This is a genomic window from Pseudomonas sp. NPDC089408 (assembly GCF_044749445.1).
Classification (GTDB): domain Bacteria; phylum Pseudomonadota; class Gammaproteobacteria; order Pseudomonadales; family Pseudomonadaceae; genus Aquipseudomonas.
On record NZ_JBIVHY010000003.1, the window covers coordinates 495,603 to 515,979 of the forward strand.

Below are 20,377 nucleotides of genomic sequence, written 5' to 3' on the forward strand. Positions count from 1 at the left end.
ATCAGGCCCATGAACCTCGTAAAACAAAGCCCACTGCTCGCACAGTGGGCTTCTACGGTCAGCTATTTAGTCACGCAGTTACTGAGGGGAGACTTCGGTCTTCGGCTTGCCGAAGTGCCATTCGTAGACCACGAACTTGAAGTCTTTCAGGTCGCCTTTCTCGTCGTACGACAGGGTGCCGGTCGGGGTCTTGAAGGAGCCGGCGTGGATGGCGGCTGCCACCTTGTCGGTGTCTTCGGACTTGGCCGCTTCGATACCTTTTGCAATCAGTTCGACTGCCGAGTAGGCCGGGAACACGAACGGGCCGCTTGGGTCCTTGCCGTCAGCTTTGATGGCGTCGACGATGGCCTTGTTCTCAGGATCGGTGTCGAACGACTTCGGCAGGGTCACCAGGAGGCCTTCGGAGGCGTTCTGGGCGATCTGCGAGATGGAGTCGTTGCCCACACCTTCCGGGCCCATGAACTTGGCCTTCAGGCCCTTTTCCTGAGCCTGGCGCAGGATCAGGCCCAGCTCTGGGTGGTAGCCGCCGTAGTAGACGAAGTCGACGTTGTTCTGCTTGAGCTTCTGGATGATCGAGGAGAAGTCCTTGTCACCAGCGTTCAGGCCTTCGAACACGGCAACCTTGGTGCCTTTCTTCTCCAGGGTTTGCTTGACCGCGGTGGCGATGCCTTCACCGTACTGCTGTTTGTCGTGCAGTACCGCAACCACTTTCGGCTTGACGTGGTCGGCGATGTAGTTGCCGGCGGCAGGGCCCTGGGCGCTGTCCAGGCCGATGGTGCGGAAGATCAGCTTGTAACCACGGGCGGTGATTTCCGGCGAGGTGGCGGCCGGGGTGATCATGATCACGCCTTCGTCTTCGTAAATGTCGGACGCTGGCTGGGTGGAGCTGGAGCACAGGTGGCCGATGACGAACTTGACGCCGTCGTTGACCACTTTGTTGGCGACTGCCACGGCTTGTTTAGGATCGCAGGCGTCGTCGTATTCCTTGGCTTCGAGCAACTTGCCATCGACGCCGCCCTTGGCGTTGATATCCTTGATGGCTTGCTTGGCGCCGATGAACTGCATGTCGCCGTACTGAGTCACAGGGCCGGTCTTAGGGCCCGCGATCCCGATCTTGATGGTATCGGCGGCAAACGAATGGCTGGCTACCCCGGCCAGTACCATTGCGGCGAACAGCTTGGAAATCTTGATCATAGTGCTCCACTCATTCTGTTGTAATTCTTATAGTCCTGGCGGCCAGGGCTACAGACCGGGCGGGATTTGCGGCGCGGCCATGCCAACGCGCAAGCCCACCTTCCCCGGAACATGTCCCGGAACTGTACCGGTACAGTGTAGAGCGCTGTTTGCGCGCTTGAAAAGCGGGCTAAAAGTGCCAGTTCCCAGGGTTGTCGCATGGTCGACACAAAGATACAAAAAGGCGCCATCAATTTGCCTGCATCTCTGGCCCCGCCCCACAACTTCGGGGCCAATCGACCAAATTACGTATTTGAAACCGGGTTTTTCTGCAAAAATGCCGGCCATTTTTATTGGCCGATTTTTGCGGATACCACCCATGACTGATCAAACAAGCACCCTCTATGCCAAATTGCTTGGCGAGACGGCAATCATCGAGTGGAAAGCGCTGGAGCGTTTCTGGGCCAAGGGTGACCTGATTTGGGTCGACACCAGCCTGGACCTGATCACCGTTGCCGAGGCGATGGCCGAGAATCGCAGCGAGATCTTCGCCAAGTGGCGTAGTGATGGCACTGTTGGGCCGGTGACTGCCGAACAGGCGCTGGACCTGCAAAGCCGCGATCCAGAGATCTGGGCGGTGGTGGTTTCGCCGTTTATCGTGATTCAGGTAAAGGGCCCGGCTGAGGCGTGATCTTTTTTGGTGCGCAAAAATGCGCAACAGCCCCGTTTTGGTGCTTGAGGGCGTTCAATGCGGGTAGAGGTAAGTAACAATTCGGCGTGGCGGTAACAGTTTACGGGATGCGTAATGTGTCCACAGATCTGCCAGGCGAAGCGGAACCTTGTGGGAGCGGCCTTGGGTCGCGATGGGCTGCGCAGCAGCCCCCAATTTTTTGCGCTCATGCAGAGATCAAGGGGCTGCTGCGCAGCCCATCGCGACACAAGGCCGCTCCCACAGGCTCGTGGCCAGCCTGCAAATGTTCGAACTAGTCAGGAGTCATCAATGAGCACTGCACTACCTTCGCTTGGATTCGCCGGCATCGGCCTGATGGGCCTGCCCATGTGCCGCCGCCTGCTGGCCGCGGGTTACCCACTGACCGTATGGAACCGCAGCCCGGACAAGTGTGCCGCCTTGGTCGCCGCGGGTGCGCAGCTGGCCAGCAGCCCGGCCGAACTGTGCCATGAAACTGACATGGTGTTGCTGTGCTTGGCCGACACGGCGGTGGTGCGCGAGGTGGTGTTCGGCGAACAGGGCATTGCCGAGGGCGGGCGCAGTGGCCAACTGCTGATCGACTTCTCGAGCCTGGAGCCTACCGCCACCCGTGAAATGGCCGCCGAATTGGCAGCGCTGTGCGGCATGGCCTGGCTGGATGCACCGGTGTCTGGCGGTACGCCAGGTGCCGAGGCCGGCACCCTGGCAATCATGGTTGGCGGTGAAGTGGCCGACCTGCAGCGCGCACGCCCGGTATTGGAGGTGCTTGGCCAGCGCGTGACGCACATGGGGGCGGTTGGTGCGGGCCAGGTCACCAAGGCGTGCAACCAGATGATCGTGGCGTGCAATGCGCTGGTGATTGCCGAAGTGGTGGCACTGGCCGAGCAGTCCGGGGTAGACGCAACGCTCATCGCTGAAGCGCTCGCGGGTGGTTTTGCCGATTCCAAACCCCTGCAGATCCTCGCGCCACAAATGGCCGAGAGCCGCTTTGAGCCGGTCAAGTGGCACGTACGCACTTTGCTCAAGGACCTTGATGGCGCGGTCAAGTTTTCCCGTGAGCAGGGTTCGGCGACACCGCTCAGTGGCCTCGCCGCGCAACTGATGCGCCTGCATGGTAGCCAGGGTTACCTGCAAAAAGATCCGGCGACACTGGTAGCACTTTACCGCAACAAGCAGTGACCGCACCGTTCTGACGCTGCAGCCGCTCCAGCAGTGGCCGCAGTTCGGCCAGCGGTACCGGGCGCCCCAGCAGGTAGCCCTGCAGGTAGTCGCAGCCATGGTTTTCGAGAAATGCCTGTTGCTCGACGGTCTCCACGCCCTCGCTCACCACCTGCAGGTGCAGCGTATGCGCCATGACGATGATCGCCTGAACGATTTCGCGGTCTTTCTGGTTTGCCGGCACATCCTGCAGGAAGCTTCGGTCGATCTTCAGTACGTCGAGCGGCAGGCGTTTGAGGTAGGCCAGTGACGAGTAGCCGGTGCCAAAATCGTCGATGGACAAGGTCACACCCAGTGCGCGAACGCGCTTGAGCAGGCTGACCGTGCGCTGGATGTCGCCCATCAGGGCGTTTTCGGTCACTTCCAGCTCCAGTTGCCGCGCTGCAAGGCCGGCATGCGTCAGCGCTTTTTCCACTTCGTTGGGCAGTTCGTCGTGGCTGAGTGTGACTGCCGAGCAATTGACCGTGACCTTGAGCTCGCCATAGCCGTGACGCTGCAAGTGGGCAAGGTCGGCGCAAGCGTGCCGCAGTACCCACAGGTCGAGCCCGATGATCAGGCCGTTGGCTTCGGCGATGCCGATGAAGCGGTCCGGCGCCAGCAGGCCGTGTTGCGGGTGCTGCCAGCGCACCAGGGCTTCCAGTTTGGCCACGTGCCCACTGCGCAGGTCGAAGATTGGCTGGTAGTGCACGCACAGCCCACGCTCTTCGAGCAGGGCCTGGCGCAGTTCTTCTTCCAGTTGCAAGGCAATCGAAGCACGCGCCTTCAGGCTGTCGTTGAAGAAATTCAGGCTGTTGCGGCCGTTGTCCTTGGATTGATACAGGGCCAGGTCGGCATGCTTGAGCAGCTCTTCGGCAGTGTTGCCGTCTTCCGGGAAGATGCTGATACCGATGCTGGTGGTCATGACGATGCGTCGACCACCCAGGTCGATGGGCTCTTTCATGCGCTGCATGATGCGCTGGGCCAGATGGCGGGCTTCGTCACGGCCGTTGAGGCTGGTGACCACGCAAAACTCATCGCCACCAAAGCGGGCAACCAAGTCCTGGCTGCGGGTAGCGGCCTTGATGTGATTGGCGATCACCTTCAGCAGTTCGTCACCCGCGGCATGGCCGAGGCTATCGTTGATGCGCTTGAAATGGTCGATATCCAGGAACATCACCGCCAGGCGGGCTTCGCTGGCCTGGTGTTCGAGCAGGCGTTCGGCGAATACCTGGTTGAAACCACGGCGATTGACCAAGTTGGTCAGCGCATCGTAATGCGCAGCCTGCTGCAGCGAAGCGCGGGCCTGATCCAGTTGGCTGAGCAGTATGCTGACACGGCGTAGGTCGTGCTCCTTGCTTTGCAGCTTCTTGTCGGCCAGTGCTGCACTGATGCAGGCGCCACTGATCAGCAAGGTAATGAAACCGATACCCAGTGCCAGTTGCAGGCTGTTGTCACCAGACGGCAGGCGCAGGGCCGTATCGGCCGGGATGATCAGGGTCATGGCCGACATTGCGGTGAAATGGGTGGCGACGATGCCGCCGGCCATCAGCAGGCTGGCGCCGTATTTCATGGCCTGGTAAAGGGTGCCGCTGCCATTGCGAAAGTAGCGGGCCAGCCACAGTGCAGCCAGGCTGGTGAGCAAGGCCATGGCGGCAGAAGCCAGCAGCAGACCAGTCTGGTAGTACTGCCGGGCACCGGTTTCCATCGCGGCCATGCCGACAAAATGCATGAGGATGATGCCCAGGCCGATCAGCACGGCACTTTGCACGAAGTGCTGCGCGCGCATCTGCTTGCGTTCAAGGCTGTGCATGGTCAGCCAGGCGACAGCCAGGGCGATGAGCAGTGAAAGGATGGTCAGTGACACGTCGTAATGCACTTCCACCGGGGCCTGGAAGGCCAGCATGCTGATGAAGTGCATGGCCCAGATACCGCCGGCCAGGCAGCAGGCGCCAAGCATGCTCCACTGACGATGGGCGGTGGGTTCTTCGCTGTGGGACTGGCGCTCGGCCATGTCGAGGGTGGCGAAGCAGGCCGCGCAGGCCACGAAATAGGCGAGCAGCACCAGCATCGGTTCATGCCGGCAATCGATAACGATACGCCCGGTTGCCGGCAGGTCGGCGAACAGTTGCAGCCCCAGCCACTCCATGGAATGCCTCTTGGTCGAGTTTTCACTCGTCTGCGCTACAACCCTGTGCAGACTGTCCAGAGGCAGTATAGGAAGAGGTGTTTAAGCCTTCCTGAATAATGGCATATTGATTCCTACGATTTGGTTATAAAACCAATCGCAGCCAGGAATATAAAATATGAGTATTGGGCTGCACCAGGGCTTTGTGGGAGCGGGTTCACCCGCGAATAGGGCAGCGCAGTGGATGGCACCGGCCTTGCCGGTGTTCGCGGGTAAACCCGCTCCCACAGGTATCGCAACAGGCTTGGAATAATAAGCAAGAAATCTGTGTCCTCAAGGGCTGTGCAAGACAGCCCTTAGGGACGCACGGACCGGGTTAACCAGCCACCAACACGCGAATGGCTTCCAGGCGCAATGCCGCTTTTTCCAGCATGGCCAGGCCGTCTTCGCGCTGCTTGCGCAGGGCGTCGATTTCGCTGTCACGCACGCTGGGGTTGACTGCTTGCAGGGCGACCAGGCGGGCCAGTTCTTCGTCAGCCTCGGCGGCCAGGCGGCGCTGGGCTTCGGCCACGCGCTCAACGTGAGTTGGCAAAATCTTCTCTTCGCCACCACTGATGCGCTTGGCCAGCACGTCGCGCTGGGCCTGGACGAACTTGTTGGCGCTGGCACGCGGCACGCTTTCAAGCTGGTCGTTAAGGGTTTCGAAAGCCACGCGCGATGCCAGGTCGTTGCCGTTGGCATCGAGCAAGCAGCGCAGCGCCGCCGGCGGCAGGTAGCGGCCCAGTTGCAGGCTGCGCGGTGCTACCACCTCGCTGACGAACAGCAGTTCGAGCAGCACGGTACCCGGCTTGAGCGCCTTGTTCTTGATCAGCGCGACGGCGGTGTTACCCATCGAGCCGGACAGTACCAGGTCCATGCCACCCTGCACCATCGGGTGCTCCCAGGTCAGGAACTGCATGTCTTCACGCGACAGCGCCTGGGCACGGTCATAGGTGATGGTCACACCTTCGTCGTCGCCCAGCGGGAAGCTGGCGTCGAGCATTTTCTCGCTCGGCTTGAGGATCAGCGCGTTCTCGGAATGGTCTTCGCTGTCGATGCCGAAGGCGTCGAACAGGGTCTCCATGTAGATCGGCAGGGCAAACTGGTCGTCCTGTTCGAGAATGGCTTCGACCAGCGCCTCGCCTTCACCGGCACCGCCAGAGTTGAGCTCCAGCAGGCGGTCGCGGCCGGTGTGCAGTTCGGCTTCCAGGCGTTCGCGCTCGCCACGGGCGTCGGCTACCAGAGCATCCCAAGCCTTGCTGTCGCCACCTTCAAGCAGCGGCAGCAGGCGCGGACCGAACTGGTGTTGCAGGGCGTTGCCGGTCGGGCAGGTATTCAGGAAGGCGTTGAGGCCTTCGTGGTACCACTGGAACAGGCGCTCTTGCGGGCTTTCCTGCAGGTACGGGACATGCAGCTGGATGGTGTGCTTCTGGCCGATACGGTCCAGGCGGCCGATGCGCTGCTCGAGCAGGTCGGGGTGGGCCGGCAGGTCGAACATCACCAGGTGATGCGAGAACTGGAAGTTACGGCCTTCACTGCCGATCTCGGAGCAGATCAGCACTTGGGCGCCGAATTCTTCATCGGCGAAGTAAGCGGCGGCACGGTCACGCTCAAGAATGCTCATGCCTTCATGGAATACCGAAGCCGGGATGCCGGAGCGCACGCGCAGTGCGTCTTCCAGGTCCATGGCGGTTTCGGCGTGGGCACAGATCACCAGCACCTTGGTGCGTTTGAGCATTTTCAGGGTGTCGATCAGCCAGTCGACGCGCGGGTCGAACCGCCACCAGCGCTCGTCGTCGGCAGCATCACCCTGGGCCTGGAAGGCCACTTCCGGGTACAGCTCGGCCTTTTCACCTGGCGGCAATTCGCGGTATTGCTCGGGCATGGCCACCGGGTAAGGGTGCAACTGCCGCTCAGGGAAGCCCTGGACCGCCGCGCGGGTGTTACGGAACAGTACGCGGCCGGTGCCGTGGCGGTCGAGCAGCTCGCGGATCAGCCGCGCGCTGGCCTGGGTATCGCCGTCGCTGACCGCAGCCAGCAGCGCTTCGCCTTCGGCACCCAGGAAGCCCTGGATGGTGGCGTGGGCCTTCGGCGACAGGCGGCCCTCGTCGAGCAGTTCCTGTACGGCTTCGGCCACTGGGCGATAATGCTCGCTCTCGGCGCGGAAGGCGGCCAGGTCGTGGAAACGGTTAGGGTCGAGCAGGCGCAGGCGGGCGAAGTGGCTGTCCTGGCCAAGCTGCTCGGGGGTGGCGGTAAGCAGCAGCACGCCCGGGATCACCTGGGCCAGTTGCTCGACCAGTCCATATTCGGCGCTGACCTGGTCTTCGTGCCAGACCAGGTGATGAGCTTCGTCGACCACCATCAGGTCCCAGCCGGCGGCAAACAGTGCGTCCTGGGCCTTTTCGTCGTCCACCAGCCATTCCAGGGCAACCAGCGCCAGCTGGGCATCCTCGAACGGGTTGCTGGCGTCGCTTTCGATGAAGCGCTCGGCGTCGAACAGCGCAACTTGCAGGTTGAAACGCCGGCGCATTTCTACCAGCCACTGGTGCTGGAGGTTTTCCGGCACCAGGATCAGTACCCGGCTGGCACGGCCCGACAGCAGCTGGCGGTGAATGACCAGGCCGGCCTCGATGGTTTTACCCAGGCCCACTTCGTCGGCCAGCAGTACCCGCGGGGCGCTGCGGTCGGCGACTTCACGGGCGATGTGCAACTGGTGGGCGATCGGTTGTGCGCGGCAACCACCCAGGCCCCACAGCGCCGACTGCATCTGCTTGCTGGTGTGCTGCAGGGTGTTGTAGCGCAGGCTGAACCACGACAGCGGGTCGATCTGCCCGGCGAACAGGCGGTCACTGGCCAGGCGGAACTGGATGAAGTTCGACAGTTGGGTTTCCGGCAGGGTGCGCGGCTGGTTCTGCCCGTCCAGGCCGTGGTAGACCATCAGCCCGTCGATGTCCTCGACCTCGCGGACGGTCAGCTTCCAGCCTTCGAAGTGGGTGATCTGGTCACCTGGCGAGAAGCGCACGCGGGTCAGCGGCGCATTGCGCAGGGAATACTGGCGGGTGTCGCCAGTGGCCGGGTAGAGCACGGTCAGCAGGCGGCCATCCTGCGCCAGGATGGTACCCAGGCCGAGCTCGGCTTCGCTGTCGCTGATCCAGCGTTGCCCCGGTTGATACTGCTGCGCCATACTGCCTGAACTCCCGCGATGAAAAAGCCGGTTATGTTAACGGATCGGCCGGTCAGACCAAAGCACTGAGCGCACCGAAAGGTGCCGAAAGCCATCAGTCTAGTCGTTTCATCGCCCTGTACCGCACCGCCGACGAGGGCCCTGCACCACCATGTCTGCCAAGCACAGCTGGATCAGCGCTTCCATGGTTGCGGGCAGCCTGTTGCTGCTGAGCGCCTGCGAGCAGAAAAACTTCGAGACGCTACCGCCCATTCCGACGGAGCAGCTTGAGGTGTTGGGCGTGCAGACGCCGATCAAGAGCGTGCACTTTCGTGACCGCGATGGCGAAGGCGTGTTGGTACTGAGCCGCAGCGATGGCCAGGCCAGCGACCCGGAAAGCGAGCAGGAAGTGGACAAGGTAGTGCTCAAGGCCACCTTGTACGGGCGCGCCGCCGATAGTGATGCCTTCAAGGCACGCTGGCAGATCGAGCAGGAAACCACGTGCCCCGGCCTGGACCTGGACGTGGACTTCTATACCGACGTCAGTGATGTCAGCGACCTGAACAAAGATGGTGTGGCCGAGGTGACGGTTGCCAGCCACGCCTTCTGTGGTGGTGGTATCGACCCGCACGACATCGCCATCGAAATGCGTGAAGGCCAGGCCAGCTACACCATCACCGGCCAGTCGCTGATCACCCCGGCGGGCGAGGAACCGGTCGGTGGCGAGCGAGCGGACAGCGCCTCGCTGAAAAACGCCCCGCAGGTATTGCGCGATCATATGGATGCGGTCTGGCAACAGGTTTACAAGCGGCCCTGGAGCGAGGCTAGCCCGCCCAGTGAGGACGACCGTGACGACGAAACCGAGTAACGGTTGTCCAAGTCATCAAGGTAACCACGCGCCTGCCGATACAGTGGGCACAGGAGAACGTCCATGCTGCCACCGATCATTCCGCTTAGTGCCGCCCCGGTGACCTCGCAACAGGACCCGGTCAAGCCAACCCCCGACATCAAGCCGGTGGTGCCGGCGCAGCCTGCGTCCGGCGAGAGTACCATCGACCTCAAGCAGCAGCGCGACCCTCAAGAACAGGCGTTGCTGCTGCGGGACGAGCAGCGCCGCCAGCAGCAACGCCGCCAGCAGGGTGGGGCAAGGGACTACAGCGCCGAGCCTGGCGATGAGGTCAATGCCGACAATACCGTGCCGGTGGCACCCTTGCTGGACGAACCCAAGCGCCAGGGCTTGTTGGTGGACATCGAAGTCTGACGCGGGGCTGGTCAGCGCCAGCGCCTGGCTTCATCATGCACGTCTCAGTTGATCGTCGAGCCCACTCATGAGCCAAGACAACCTCATCGATTTCGATGCCGAACGCGCCAAGCGCGTTCATGACCTCAAGGAAAAGCGCCTGAACGAAATGCGCAACGCGTTCGAGCAGGCCCTGCCGTTGAGCACCAGCAAGAAAAAGAAGCCCAAGGGCAAACCTAAGAAGCGCTGAAATTTGACGCAGGTCAACCCTGCACCCGCCTCGCGTGCCCGGCCCCGGGCACCATTGACCCCGATCAATTTTCTCACCCCGCACATTGGTTAACTTACTCCCATCGGACAACGGCAAACGAATGGGGAGGCCAGCATGTTCTTCGACAATGTGGTTATCGCCGGTGTGGTAACGGTCGGGTTGATGGTTGCTTTCTTTGCTGGTCTGGGCATTTTCATCTGGAAGGACTCGAACAAGCGCAAGCCGCGCTGACCTTCCGGGTACACGAGCACGCAAGGCATTTAGGGCGACTTCGGTCGCCCATTTTTTTGCCTGGGATTTGAGTTTTGCCTGTATTCGCGGCTTCACGGGTTGTATGGGGTCCTTTGTAGGAGCGGGTTCACCCGCGAATAGGCCAGCACAGGAGACCCCAACCCCCACGTAAAGATGATTAGCTAGCTAATTATTCGTTTCCACCTTATCCTCCCCACTATTGTCTATCTTTTCAGTAAGACCATCCCCCGCAAGGTCCGCGTCGTGCCCATCACCTTTCAGGCCCTGTTCGCCCCCAGCAGCCTCGCCCTCAAGTTCGCCATCAAGACCGTGCTGGGTGGCGGCCTGGCGCTGTGGCTGGCGATGCGCTGGGGTCTGGAACAACCATCATGGGCACTGATGACTGCTTTCATCGTCGCCCAGCCGCTTTCTGGCATGGTGGTACAAAAGGGCCTGGCGCGGTTGGCCGGTACCTTGGTCGGTACCGTCATGTCGGTGCTCTTCATTGGCCTGTTCGCGCAAACCCCGTGGTTGTTCCTGCTCACCCTGGCCCTGTGGCTGGCGCTGTGTACCGCAGCGTCTACCCAGCTGCGCAGCGCCTGGGCCTATGCCTTCGTGCTGGCCGGTTACACCGCTGCAATCATCGCCTTGCCGGCCATTGACCACCCGCTGCAGGTCTTCGACCAGGCGGTGGCCCGTTGCACCGAGATCTGCCTGGGCATTTTCTGCGCCACTGCCAGCAGTGCCTTGCTATGGCCCATGCGGGTGGAGCAGCAACTGGGCGGGCAGGCGCGGCAGGCCTGGCAGAACGGCCTGCAGGCCGCCAGCGCCATGCTCGGCGGTGAAGACGAGGCGCGCAAAGGCTTGCTGGAGAGCCTGGGGCGGATTGTTGCCATCGACAGCCAGCGTGAACATGCCTGGTTCGAAGGCAATCGCGGGCGTCAACGTGCCCGTGCCATCCGTGGCCTTAGCCAGAAGCTGATGGTGCTGTTGCGCATTTCCCGCTCGGTACGCCGCCAGTGGCGGCAGCTGGATGAGCGCGAGGCCGAACACCTCACGCCCTGGTTGCTGGAAGTGCGCACGCTGTTGGGCAAGCACGACCAGCCCAGCCTGTTACTGCTGCGCCAGCGCATCTGGGATGCCGCTCACGATGAGCAGATCAGTTCGGCGGAGCATTTCTGCCTGGCGCGCATGGCCCTGCTGCTGGATTACGCCATGGCTGCCAGCCAGGCGCTGGACGATGTTGAAGCGGGCAGGGCGCCGAAAGACATGGCCCAAGGCCTGGCTGCGCACCGCGACTGGTCGCTGGCCTTGTTGTTCGGTTCGCGTAGCGCGCTGGCCTTTCTGGTAATGAGCGGTTTCTGGCTGACCACCGCCTGGCCTTCGGCGCCGGGTGGCCTGGTGCTGACCTGTGTGGTCTGCAGCCTTTTCGCCAGCCGGGAGAACGGCGCGCAGATTGGCCTGAGTTTCTTGCGCGGGATCTTCCTGGCGATACCTGCAGCGTTTCTGGTCGGGCAGATTCTGCTGCCGCAGTGGAGCAGTTTCGCCATGCTTTGCCTGGGCATGGGCGTGCCGCTGTTTCTGGGTGCGCTGGGCATGGCCCACCCACGTACCGGGGCCACGGCCACCTCGTATTGCCTGCATTTCATCGTGTTGGTGTCGCCGCTTAACGCCATGCAGTTCGGCGTGGCAACCATGCTCAACAGCGCCCTGGCCATGCTGGTGGGGGTGTCGGCTGCGGTCATGGCGTTTCGCTTGTTGGTGTTCCGCCACCCTGCCTGGCTTGGCCGGCGCCTGCGCGCAGCCACCCAAAGCGACCTGGTACGCCTCACACGGCGTGAACTGCGCGGGGCCGACACCTGGTTTGGCGGGCGCATGGCCGACCGCCTGATGCAACTGGCGCGGCATGCCAGTGACCTGCCGGAAGGCGAGCGCAAACGCTGGGATGATGGCCTGCACGGGCTGGATATCGGCGACGAACTGGTGCACCTGCGCATGTGCCTGGCCGTCGCCCAAGCGCCTTTGGGCCGGGCCGAGCGCGACTATTTGCAGCAAGTGGAGGCGGTGCTGGCCAAGGGGCCTGCAGCCGGGCGTGGGCAGCACCTAGACAGTGCCAGCGAGCAGTTCATTGCCGCTTTGCGCCGGCTGCCATCGAGCGACCCATTGCGGCTGGCCGAGGGCGCGGTGCTGCAACTGCAGAAAAGCTGGGGCAAGTGGTGCCGCTGGCAGGAGGAAGCCCATGGGGTTGCGTGAGTGGGAAGTGGGCGGCGTGCTGCTCAGCCCGTTTCTGCTTTATGTATTGCTGGCGCTGGCGCTTACCGGCCTGCTGCGCCTGCTGGTGCAGGCTACGCCGTTGGGGCGCTGGATCTGGCATGAAGCGCTGTTCGACGCGGCGTTGTTCGTTTGTGTGCTGTTCCTGGTGGTACGCCTGCTGGGAGCTTTATAAAGGAGTGTTTCGATGCGTGCGGCTGTACGTACCCTGGTAACCCTATGCGTGGTGGCACTGGCCGTGTTGGCCGGCTATCAGCTGTGGCAGTACTACATGCTTACCCCCTGGACCCGCGATGCCCGCGTGCGCGCCGATGTGGTGGTGATCGCCCCAGACGTGTCCGGCTGGGTGCGCGAGCTGAAGGTGCACGACAACCAGCAGGTCAAGGCGGGCGACCTGTTAATGAGCATCGACCGTGAGCGCTTCCAGGCCGCTTTCGATCAGGCCAGTGCGGTGACCGAAACCCGCGCCCAGCAACTGCGGCTGCGCGAGCGTGAAGCGGCCCGGCGAACCGCCTTGGGGCCGGAGGCGATCAGTGCCGAGCTGCGTGAAAATGCGCAGATCAATGCGGCCATCGCCCGTGGCGAGTTGCACGAAGCCGAGGCACAGTTGCAAGTGGCCAAGATCAACCTGGCGCGCAGTGAAGTGCGGGCACCGCGCAACGGGCATATCACCAACCTGCGCCTGGCCCAGGGCAACTATGTGAACACCGGTGAAGCGGTGATGGCCCTGGTGGATGACGCCACCTTTTATATCCAGGCGTATTTCGAGGAAACCAAGTTGCCGCGCATTCGCGTGGGCGACACGGTGAACGTCTGGCTGATGGGGGCGGGCGAGCCGATGCAGGGGCATGTGGAGAGCATCAGCCGCGGTATCACCGACCGCAACAGCAACCCGGACAGCCAGTTGCTGCCGGAGGTGGAGCCGACCTTCAACTGGGTGCGGCTGGCACAGCGGATTCCGGTGAGGATTCGACTGGACCAGGTGCCGGAGGGGGTAGTCCTGAGTGCCGGGATGACAGCGAGTGTGCAGGTGCATGAGGGTCGAGACCGGGAGTGAGCGCCCAGGGGGCTGCTTTGCAGCCCAATCGCGACACAAGGCCGCTCCCACAGGGGATTGCGGTCTCGCTATGGGAGCGGCCTTGTGCCGCGAAGCGCCGCCCGCGCGGCGCTCGATCGAATAGGCGCTGCTAAATGCATGAAGAACACCTTGCCATTTCTTAACTGATCGGCATTGCTGCGGCCTGTGATTGAGCAAGGTCATGGCGCATGGGTCGCCACCTGCATTAGGCTGACCGCTGCGAGTTGCCCGGCAGAGGCGACCCCATTCCGCCCGGCGTGCGTATCTTCCATTTTCATTGCGAGGTTGCGACATGGCCATCACTTCCCAGGACATCTGCAATGCTGCCGACCAGCTCAAGGGCTTTGTCGGTTTTCACGGCAAGCGCGGCGTTCATATCGTGCGGTTTTCCGAAGACGCGTTCGGCATGGATGTGGCCGACGACAGCATCACGCCTTGTAACGAGTTTGTCTGGCGGCCCGAGCAAGGGCCGCGCATGGCGCTGTGTCGTGAACGGCTGGCGCTGTTGCTGGAGCAGCATGTGGATGACCGCCTGAACATCGGTGAGCCGCTACGCGCCTACCTGCGCCGCAGCGACCTGCCGGAGATCGTGGCCGAGCGCAACCTGCAGCAGCCTTGCTGAAATTCCCTGTAGGAGCGGCTTCAGCCGCGAAGCATCCAACGCGGTGCGTGATGGCACCGGCTGCGCCGGTGTTCGCGGCTAAAGCCGCTCCTACAGGGGGTGTGCGCTGCTTTGAGAGGGGCGCTGCAACAGGGCCGCCACCCCCGCACTCTCCAGCGGCCGGCTCAGGTAATAGCCCTGCACTTCATGGCAGCGGTCCTTTTGCAGCACCTTGAGCTGCTGTTCGCTTTCCACGCCCTCGGCCGTTACCGTCAGCCCCATTGCCTCGCCCAGGTTGATGATGGCCTGAACCACTGCACGGTCACTGCCGCCGTTGTTGGTCAGGCCGCTGATGAAGCGCTTGTCGATCTTGATGCTATCGAACGGGTAGGTACGCAGGTAACCCAGCGATGAATAGCCGGTACCGAAGTCGTCCATGTTCAGCCGCACGCCCAGTTCCTTGAGCGACAACATGGTGCCCAGCGCGCCCTCGATATCGTTGAGCATCACGTTCTCGGTAATTTCCAGCTCCAGGCGTTGCGCCGGTAAGGCAGTGCCCAGCAGGATCTCGCGTACGTCGGCCACCACATCGCTGCGCAAGAACTGCGCGGGTGACAGGTTTACCGAAACCAGAATGTCGGCGGGCCAGTCATGGGCCGTGCGGCAAGCTTCACGCAGCACCCAGCGGCCCAGCGCCACAATGATGTCGCTCTGCTCGGCCAATGGAATGAAGGTGTCAGGCCCCAGTAACCCCTCCTGTGGGTGCTGCCAGCGTAGCAAGGCTTCGACCGCGACAATGCGCAGGTCGCTGAGGCGGTAACGCGGTTGATAGTGCAACTCGAACTCCTGGTTGCGCAGGGCCCGGCGCAGGTCGTTCTCCAGTTGCCGACGGTACTGGATCTGCTGGTTCATTTCGGCCGCGAAGTAGCGCCAGGTGTTCTTGCCGTCGGCTTTGGCCTGGTACAGGGCGATGTCGGCGCAGCGGATCAGCTCGCCGGCATCGAAGCCTTGGGTACGGGTCTGGGCGACGCCGATGCTGGCGCCAATGTGCAGGGGCTGGCCGTCGAAAACGACGGGTTGCTGCAGCAGGCCGATCAGGCGCGCGCAGAATCGGTCGATCTCGCTGCGGTTATCCATGCCGCTGAGTACCAGAATGAACTCGTCGCCGCCCAGCCGCGCAACCAGGTCACCGTCGCGTGTGGTGTCGCGCAGGCGTGTGGCCACCTCCTGCAGTACGGCATCCCCGGCGGCATGGCCGAGCGAGTCGTTGATCGGCTTGAAGTTGTCCAGGTCGAGCAACAGCAAGGTCAGTGGCGGTGAGTCACTGCCGCGCAGCAGGGCCTGCTCCAGGTGCCGGGCCAGCTTGTTGCGGTTGGCCAGCCCGGTCAGCGGGTCGTGCAGCGACAGGTGCTGGATGCGCGCGTGGGCGTCGACTTCGTCGGTGATATCGCTGGCCGTACCCCGAAAACCGATGGCCTTGTCGTGATACCAGATGGCGCGGGCAGAGACCCGGCAGTAGCGGTTCTGGCCATTCTGGTCGCGGTAGGTGCAACGCAGGTTGGCCAGTTGCTGCGGGTCGGCAGTAGCCAAGGCATCCAGCCAGGGTGAAAGGGGCGTTGTATCGCAAGCCAGTAGCTGGTTCAGCGGGTGCCCCAGCCAGTCATCTACCGGGTAACCGGTGACATTGGCAAAACGTTGCGACAGGTAAGTCAGGCGTTGTTGCCGATCGGTTTCCCAGATCCAGTCGGATGCCGACTCGGCCACTGCGCGAAAACGTTGCTCGCTAGCCTCCAGGGCCTGATTGCTCTGCTGCAGGTGCACAAGCGTCAGGCCGATCGCCCGCGAGCTGCGCACAGCATGGCGGCACAGGTAGAGCAATACCAGGCCAAGGATCAGCAATGCACCCAACAAGGCCGGCAGCACCGCCCGCAGCAGCTGGCGCCCCGGTAGCGGGCTGCTCCATGAAAGGTGGTAGCCGGTGTCGCCCAAGTTGATGCGCAGGTGGTGATGTTGCTGCCGGTCTTCCTTTTCAACGTGCATGCCGGCAAGGCCCGCACCTTTGCCCAGTTGCGCCAGCTTGTCTTCGGTGAGCTGGTCGACGAACAGCATAACCGGCGCCTGGCTTACTTCGTCGCCTGTAACCTCGCGGTCCGGGCGTATGGCTGCGGCACTTAGCACGGCCGGCCAGCCATTGAACAGTACGAAGCGGGTGATCTGCTCCCGGGGAATGGCCGCCGCACGTGCCTGATCGATGATCGGCTGAAGCGGTGCATCCATATAAGTGCTGGCGCCGGCCTGGCTGGGCTGGCCTTTGAACAGGGCATAAGTGGTACGGTCGTTTTCAACCACAAACACGCCCTCGTAGCGACTGGCGCTGTACAGCGACTCACCGACGTTCTTTTCTTCATAGGCCCATTGCCAGTCGGCCTGGCCTTTCAGGTGTTCGAAGGCGGCATCCCAAACGGCATAACTGGACAGGAACTGGCGCGAGGCGAGCAGCCGTTGTTCCAGCGCCTGGTTGGCATGGAAGGCGCTACGCTCACGCTCCTGCCGGTCAAGCGTGGCGGCGATATTGAACAGCACACCGAGAATGACCAGGCAGGCCAGGCCGAACACGATGCTGAAACCGGCGATCAGGTGGCGTACTTGAAAGCGTGGGGCGGGGCTGGCGGGTGGAAGGTTGGCGGTCCTGGCCATGCGGAGCGGCTCCTTCAGGCAACCTCCCGCCAGGCAATCAGGCAGCAGGTTCAATCAGGATAGGCCAGCTTGAGCGCGGCAGCCTCACCTCGGGCGAAATTGATCTGGTCGCGGCCAGCGTGCTTGGCGGTGTAAAGCGCCCTGTCTGCCTGTTCGAGCCAGTGCTCGGGGGAAGCGAGGCCGGGTTCGAAGGGTGACAGGCCGATACTCAGGCTGATGCGCAGGTGTGGCAACTGCGGGTTGCGGTAGCCGGAAACCTGCTCACGCAGGCGCTCCATGGCGAGGCAGGCCTGGGCTTCGCTGGTATCGGGCAGGATGACGCAGAACTCGTCGCCGCCATAACGCCCGGGTTGGTCGCCATCGCGCAGGTTGCGCCGCAGTTCGGCGCCGAGCTGGCGCAGGACACAGTCGCCGACCACGTGGCCGAAGGTATCGTTGATGGTCTTGAAATGGTCGATGTCGATCAGGGCAACTACCGCGTGCCCTTGTTGCTGCTTGCAGGCTTGGTACTTGAGCAGCAACAGGTCTTTCCACGCACCGTGGTTGAGCAGCCCGGTCAGGCTGTCAGTCAGGCTCAGGGCGCTCAGCCGGCGTTTATGGTCACCCAGCTTGATTGCCAGTTGGTAGCACACCCAACCCAGGGCCAGCGGGTACAGCGTCAGCATGGGCAAGCAAGCGTAGACCTGCAGCGGGGTGGCGGTCAGTTGCAGGCCAGGGCCGAGCAGCAGGCTGGCGACCAGCATGCCGGCCAGCTGTGCCAGTACCCCGCGAACGACCATGCGCTTGCCGCCAGCAGCGACATTGTTCATGGTCATCATCGACAACACGGTCACGCTGGGAAGCGGGTTGAAATGCATGGCGGCGGTCCAGAAACCGCCCATCAGCGAGTCCAGCAGCAGGTTGCGTTGTTCTGCCTGGTACGGTGCTGCCGAGCGGGAAGCCCACAGGTAGGCCACGTGTGGCCACAGCAGGCCGTTGAACAGCACCAGCCCCCATACCCAGGTGGGTGGCGACTGCGGCGCAACGCCTGCCATGACACTGAACAGCCCGATGCCCATGCCGATGACGCGCGGCAGGTAGATGCGCTTGACGAATGAAAGGCCTTTGCCGCTACGGTTGTCGATCATGGTCATGTGCTTCTGCCGGGGTACCGTTTATCGCATAACTTGTATGAATATTGTTGAACAGTGTTTCATCGACGAAAAATGACCTTACAAGCCAATTCACGGTTGATCCGATCACTGTGGGGTAACATGAAGGCTTTCCTGTTGCTCGGAGTGTTGCTGATGGTTCCTTTGGCCAATGCCGCCGGTGAACCGGCGCCACAGCGGGAAGGGCGTTTTCACAACCAGGCGCAGCTTCCGCAGGACGGTGTGTGGAAAAAGCTGCGCATCGGGCTCAAGTACCTGTTCCTGCGCAAGCCGCCGGAAACCCGCCCGGCCACGCCGATCAGCCTGCAGCCCATGACCCGTCAGCAGGTGCTCGATGCGCCTGACCACAGCTTGTGGCGCCTGGGCCATTCCACGGTATTGCTCAAGTTGCGGGGGCACTTCTTTATTACCGACCCGGTGTTCGCCGAGCGCGCCTCACCCGTGCAATGGGCCGGCCCGCAGCGCTTTCATGCGCCGCCGCTTGGGCTGGACCAGTTGCCGCCGCTGGCTGCGGTGGTGTTGTCGCACGATCATTTTGACCACCTGGACGAGCAGGCGATACGCCAGTTGGCATCGCGTACCGGGGTATTCCTGGCGCCCCTGGGCGTGGGTGACCTGCTGATCCGCTGGGGCGTAGCGCCAGCGAAGGTGCGCCAGCTGGACTGGTGGCAGGAAAGCATCGTTGAGGGCGTGCGCTTCGTCGCCACCCCGGCACAGCACTTTTCCGGGCGAGGCCTGCTGGACAGCAATCGGACTTTGTGGGCGTCGTGGGTAATCGTCGACGAGCAGGTGCGAGTGTTTTTCAGTGGCGATACCGGTTACTTCGATGGTTTCAAGCAGATTGGTGAGCGCTTTGGTCCGTTTGATTTGACCCTGATGGAGACCGGTGCCTACAACGTTGCCTGGCCGGACGTGCACATGCAGCCAGAGCAAAGCCTGCAGGCCCACCTGGATTTGCGTGGGCGCTGGATGCTGCCGATCCACAACGGCACGTTCGACCTGTCCCAGCACGGCTGGCAGGAACCGTTCGAGCGTATCCTGGCGCTGGCCAACCAGGCCCAGGTGCGGCTGAGTACGCCGCAGATGGGCGAACGGGTCAGCCTCGACTCGCCGCATGCCGGGCAGAACTGGTGGCAGCCGCGGCCTGTGCGTCAGCGCGGCCAGGGGCATGAGCGAACGATAGCGGCGCGTTGAACGTCACTCAGCGCTGTTCTTGCTCTGGCTGGGCTGTGCTGGGTCGTCCTTTAATAGCCGCGAAGGTGGTTTGCCACTGTCACTGCGTACTTGTGCATGGCTGATCAAGCCAAAGATGAAGCTGCCGCCAATGATGTTGCCCGCCAGCGTCGGCAGGGCAAACTCCAGCCAGAAGCTGCGCCAGGTTTCATCGCCAGCCCAGACCAGGTAGGACACCTCGACCGAGCCCACTACTATATGGGTGAAGTCGCCGAGGGCCATCAGGTAGGTGATCATCAGGATGATCCAGATCTTGGCGTGCTCCATTGACGGGATCATCCAGACCATGGTGGCGATCATCCAGCCCGAGACGATGCCCTTGGCGAACATCTGGCTGATGTCGTTCTTCATTACCTTGCGGCCAACCTCCAGGAAGGCCACATCGGTCTTGCTGTCGAAGATTGGCAGCTCCAGCATCACCCAGGCCACCAGCAAGGTTCCGGCCAGGTTGCCGAACAGTACTATGCTCCACAGCCGCAGCAGTCGGCCAAAGTTGGACAGGGTAGGGCTGGTCATGACCGGCAGGACGGCGGTGAGGGTGTTTTCGGTAAACAGTTGCTGGCGGGCCAGGATCACAGCGAGAAAACCGGCACTGTAGCCGATGCTGGCGACCACCTGGGCACTATCGCCTTCCGGCAGCCGCGCATAGAACAGCCCCATGGCCATCAACGACAGGCCCATGGACAAGCCAGCGGCCAATGCCGACCACCACAATGCGGCAAGGGTGCGCTCCAGTTCCTGATCGCCCTGATAGCGAATGATCTCGTGCAGCACTGCCGCCCGCGGCGGCTGGTTGTGGCTGACTTCCTGCTCTTCGTCTGCAGACAGGCCCGGGGTTTTCTCGCTTTGCGCATCGCTCATGGCCGCTACGCTCCGTTGGGGGGATTCTCTACAGATTCGCGGCGCTTTCATTAGTTGCCGGGTGACGGCGAAACGTCTTCGAAAGTTTTTTAGAACAAGGTGTTGACTCTAATTTCAAAGCGCGTATTATTCGCCTCCTCGCAGCGATGAACGCTTCGGGGCAAGCGGTAAGTTGTTGAAGTTGTTAGCTTTCGAAAGGAAGCGGTGGTAAAAAACTTCAAAAATAAACGCTTGACAGCAAATGAGGAAAGCGTAGAATGCGCGCCTCGGTTGAGACGAAAAGCTCTTAACCAAACGCTCTTTAACAAATTGAATCAAGCAATTCGTGTGGGTGCTT

18 protein-coding genes are annotated in these 20,377 nt (G+C 62.2%); 11 read left to right on the forward strand and 7 right to left on the reverse strand.

What is annotated here, in order from left to right; translation table 11 throughout:
- Nucleotides 1-78 precede the first annotated feature (78 nt).
- Nucleotides 79-1,194 (reverse strand): branched-chain amino acid ABC transporter substrate-binding protein, encoded by a 1,116-nt coding sequence (locus ACIP02_RS08100; RefSeq protein ID WP_400614994.1) that lies wholly within the window; start codon nt 1,192-1,194, stop codon nt 79-81.
- Between the two features lie 358 nt (nt 1,195-1,552).
- On the opposite strand from ACIP02_RS08100, the gene ACIP02_RS08105 reads away from it, so the two are divergent.
- The gene (locus ACIP02_RS08105; protein WP_400614997.1) at nt 1,553-1,864 is read left to right on the forward strand and encodes a DUF2288 domain-containing protein; all 312 of its coding nucleotides are present in this window, start codon (nt 1,553-1,555) and stop codon (nt 1,862-1,864) included.
- 309 nt (nt 1,865-2,173) lie between these two features.
- On the forward strand, nt 2,174-3,061 hold the full coding sequence (locus tag ACIP02_RS08110; RefSeq protein ID WP_400615000.1) for an NAD(P)-dependent oxidoreductase: 888 nt from the start codon (nt 2,174-2,176) through the stop codon (nt 3,059-3,061).
- On the opposite strand, the gene ACIP02_RS08115 is transcribed toward ACIP02_RS08110, so the two are convergent.
- Both ACIP02_RS08115 and rapA read right to left on the reverse strand, forming a co-directional pair.
- The gene (locus ACIP02_RS08115; protein ID WP_400615002.1) at nt 2,961-5,225 is read right to left on the reverse strand and encodes a putative bifunctional diguanylate cyclase/phosphodiesterase; all 2,265 of its coding nucleotides are present in this window, start codon (nt 5,223-5,225) and stop codon (nt 2,961-2,963) included. The two genes, ACIP02_RS08110 and ACIP02_RS08115, sit on opposite strands and share 101 nt — an antisense overlap.
- Nucleotides 5,226-5,580: 355 nt before the next feature.
- Nucleotides 5,581-8,427: an RNA polymerase-associated protein RapA gene (rapA, locus tag ACIP02_RS08120; protein ID WP_400615004.1), complete on the reverse strand. Its 2,847-nt coding sequence runs from the start codon at nt 8,425-8,427 to the stop codon at nt 5,581-5,583.
- Between the two features lie 151 nt (nt 8,428-8,578).
- On the opposite strand from rapA, the gene ACIP02_RS08125 reads away from it, so the two are divergent.
- From ACIP02_RS08125 to ACIP02_RS08160, 8 genes are all read left to right on the forward strand, one after another.
- Nucleotides 8,579-9,274 carry a M949_RS01915 family surface polysaccharide biosynthesis protein gene (locus ACIP02_RS08125; protein ID WP_400615006.1) on the forward strand — a complete coding sequence of 232 codons (696 nt, stop codon included), beginning with the start codon at nt 8,579-8,581 and terminating at the stop codon, nt 9,272-9,274.
- A gap of 63 nt (nt 9,275-9,337) precedes the next feature.
- On the forward strand, nt 9,338-9,667 hold the full coding sequence (locus ACIP02_RS08130; RefSeq protein ID WP_400615009.1) for an aspartate-semialdehyde dehydrogenase: 330 nt from the start codon (nt 9,338-9,340) through the stop codon (nt 9,665-9,667).
- 67 nt (nt 9,668-9,734) lie between these two features.
- Complete coding sequence (locus tag ACIP02_RS08135) at nt 9,735-9,896, forward strand: hypothetical protein (protein WP_003254864.1); 162 nt, start codon at nt 9,735-9,737, stop codon at nt 9,894-9,896.
- 135 nt (nt 9,897-10,031) lie between these two features.
- A complete protein-coding gene (gene ccoM, locus ACIP02_RS08140) occupies nt 10,032-10,148 on the forward strand; it encodes a cytochrome c oxidase subunit CcoM (protein ID WP_003254862.1) in 117 nt (38 codons plus the stop codon).
- Nucleotides 10,149-10,412: 264 nt separating this feature from the next.
- Nucleotides 10,413-12,401 (forward strand): FUSC family protein, encoded by a 1,989-nt coding sequence (locus ACIP02_RS08145; protein ID WP_400615013.1) that lies wholly within the window; start codon nt 10,413-10,415, stop codon nt 12,399-12,401.
- Nucleotides 12,388-12,594: a DUF1656 domain-containing protein gene (locus tag ACIP02_RS08150; RefSeq protein WP_400615015.1), complete on the forward strand. Its 207-nt coding sequence runs from the start codon at nt 12,388-12,390 to the stop codon at nt 12,592-12,594. Before ACIP02_RS08145 ends, ACIP02_RS08150 begins: the two co-directional genes overlap by 14 nt.
- Nucleotides 12,595-12,606: 12 nt before the next feature.
- Entirely contained in the window at nt 12,607-13,476 is an 870-nt protein-coding gene (locus tag ACIP02_RS08155; protein ID WP_400615017.1) for an efflux RND transporter periplasmic adaptor subunit, read from the forward strand.
- 313 nt (nt 13,477-13,789) lie between these two features.
- On the forward strand, nt 13,790-14,119 hold the full coding sequence (locus ACIP02_RS08160) for a DUF2025 family protein (RefSeq protein WP_400615020.1): 330 nt from the start codon (nt 13,790-13,792) through the stop codon (nt 14,117-14,119).
- A 90-nt stretch (nt 14,120-14,209) separates the two neighbouring features.
- On the opposite strand, the gene ACIP02_RS08165 is transcribed toward ACIP02_RS08160, so the two are convergent.
- Both ACIP02_RS08165 and ACIP02_RS08170 read right to left on the reverse strand, forming a co-directional pair.
- On the reverse strand, nt 14,210-16,795 hold the full coding sequence (locus ACIP02_RS08165) for an EAL domain-containing protein (protein WP_400615022.1): 2,586 nt from the start codon (nt 16,793-16,795) through the stop codon (nt 14,210-14,212).
- Nucleotides 16,796-16,845: 50 nt separating this feature from the next.
- Complete coding sequence (locus ACIP02_RS08170) at nt 16,846-17,928, reverse strand: diguanylate cyclase (RefSeq protein WP_400615025.1); 1,083 nt, start codon at nt 17,926-17,928, stop codon at nt 16,846-16,848.
- Between the two features lie 120 nt (nt 17,929-18,048).
- On the opposite strand from ACIP02_RS08170, the gene ACIP02_RS08175 reads away from it, so the two are divergent.
- Nucleotides 18,049-19,140: an MBL fold metallo-hydrolase gene (locus ACIP02_RS08175; protein ID WP_400615027.1), complete on the forward strand. Its 1,092-nt coding sequence runs from the start codon at nt 18,049-18,051 to the stop codon at nt 19,138-19,140.
- 3 nt (nt 19,141-19,143) lie between these two features.
- On the opposite strand, the gene ACIP02_RS08180 is transcribed toward ACIP02_RS08175, so the two are convergent.
- Both ACIP02_RS08180 and ACIP02_RS08185 read right to left on the reverse strand, forming a co-directional pair.
- Nucleotides 19,144-20,040: a formate/nitrite transporter family protein gene (locus tag ACIP02_RS08180; RefSeq protein WP_400615030.1), complete on the reverse strand. Its 897-nt coding sequence runs from the start codon at nt 20,038-20,040 to the stop codon at nt 19,144-19,146.
- A 126-nt stretch (nt 20,041-20,166) separates the two neighbouring features.
- On the reverse strand, nt 20,167-20,377 hold a 211-nt coding region (locus tag ACIP02_RS08185; RefSeq protein ID WP_400615033.1), incomplete at its 5' end, for a hypothetical protein.

What these genes read in the sequence shown, in the direction of transcription:
- ACIP02_RS08100 (WP_400614994.1), bottom strand. Translation starts at nt 1,194, where the DNA reads ATGATCAAGATTTCCAAGCTGTTCGCCGCAATGGTACTGGCCGGGGTA.
- ACIP02_RS08105 (WP_400614997.1), top strand. Translation starts at nt 1,553, where the DNA reads ATGACTGATCAAACAAGCACCCTCTATGCCAAATTGCTTGGCGAGACG.
- ACIP02_RS08110 (WP_400615000.1), top strand. Translation starts at nt 2,174, where the DNA reads ATGAGCACTGCACTACCTTCGCTTGGATTCGCCGGCATCGGCCTGATG.
- ACIP02_RS08115 (WP_400615002.1), bottom strand. Translation starts at nt 5,225, where the DNA reads ATGGAGTGGCTGGGGCTGCAACTGTTCGCCGACCTGCCGGCAACCGGG.
- rapA (WP_400615004.1), bottom strand. Translation starts at nt 8,427, where the DNA reads ATGGCGCAGCAGTATCAACCGGGGCAACGCTGGATCAGCGACAGCGAA.
- ACIP02_RS08125 (WP_400615006.1), top strand. Translation starts at nt 8,579, where the DNA reads ATGTCTGCCAAGCACAGCTGGATCAGCGCTTCCATGGTTGCGGGCAGC.
- ACIP02_RS08130 (WP_400615009.1), top strand. Translation starts at nt 9,338, where the DNA reads ATGCTGCCACCGATCATTCCGCTTAGTGCCGCCCCGGTGACCTCGCAA.
- ACIP02_RS08135 (WP_003254864.1), top strand. Translation starts at nt 9,735, where the DNA reads ATGAGCCAAGACAACCTCATCGATTTCGATGCCGAACGCGCCAAGCGC.
- ccoM (WP_003254862.1), top strand. Translation starts at nt 10,032, where the DNA reads ATGTTCTTCGACAATGTGGTTATCGCCGGTGTGGTAACGGTCGGGTTG.
- ACIP02_RS08150 (WP_400615015.1), top strand. Translation starts at nt 12,388, where the DNA reads ATGGGGTTGCGTGAGTGGGAAGTGGGCGGCGTGCTGCTCAGCCCGTTT.
- ACIP02_RS08155 (WP_400615017.1), top strand. Translation starts at nt 12,607, where the DNA reads ATGCGTGCGGCTGTACGTACCCTGGTAACCCTATGCGTGGTGGCACTG.
- ACIP02_RS08160 (WP_400615020.1), top strand. Translation starts at nt 13,790, where the DNA reads ATGGCCATCACTTCCCAGGACATCTGCAATGCTGCCGACCAGCTCAAG.
- ACIP02_RS08165 (WP_400615022.1), bottom strand. Translation starts at nt 16,795, where the DNA reads ATGGCCAGGACCGCCAACCTTCCACCCGCCAGCCCCGCCCCACGCTTT.
- ACIP02_RS08170 (WP_400615025.1), bottom strand. Translation starts at nt 17,928, where the DNA reads ATGACCATGATCGACAACCGTAGCGGCAAAGGCCTTTCATTCGTCAAG.
- ACIP02_RS08175 (WP_400615027.1), top strand. Translation starts at nt 18,049, where the DNA reads ATGAAGGCTTTCCTGTTGCTCGGAGTGTTGCTGATGGTTCCTTTGGCC.
- ACIP02_RS08180 (WP_400615030.1), bottom strand. Translation starts at nt 20,040, where the DNA reads ATGAGCGATGCGCAAAGCGAGAAAACCCCGGGCCTGTCTGCAGACGAA.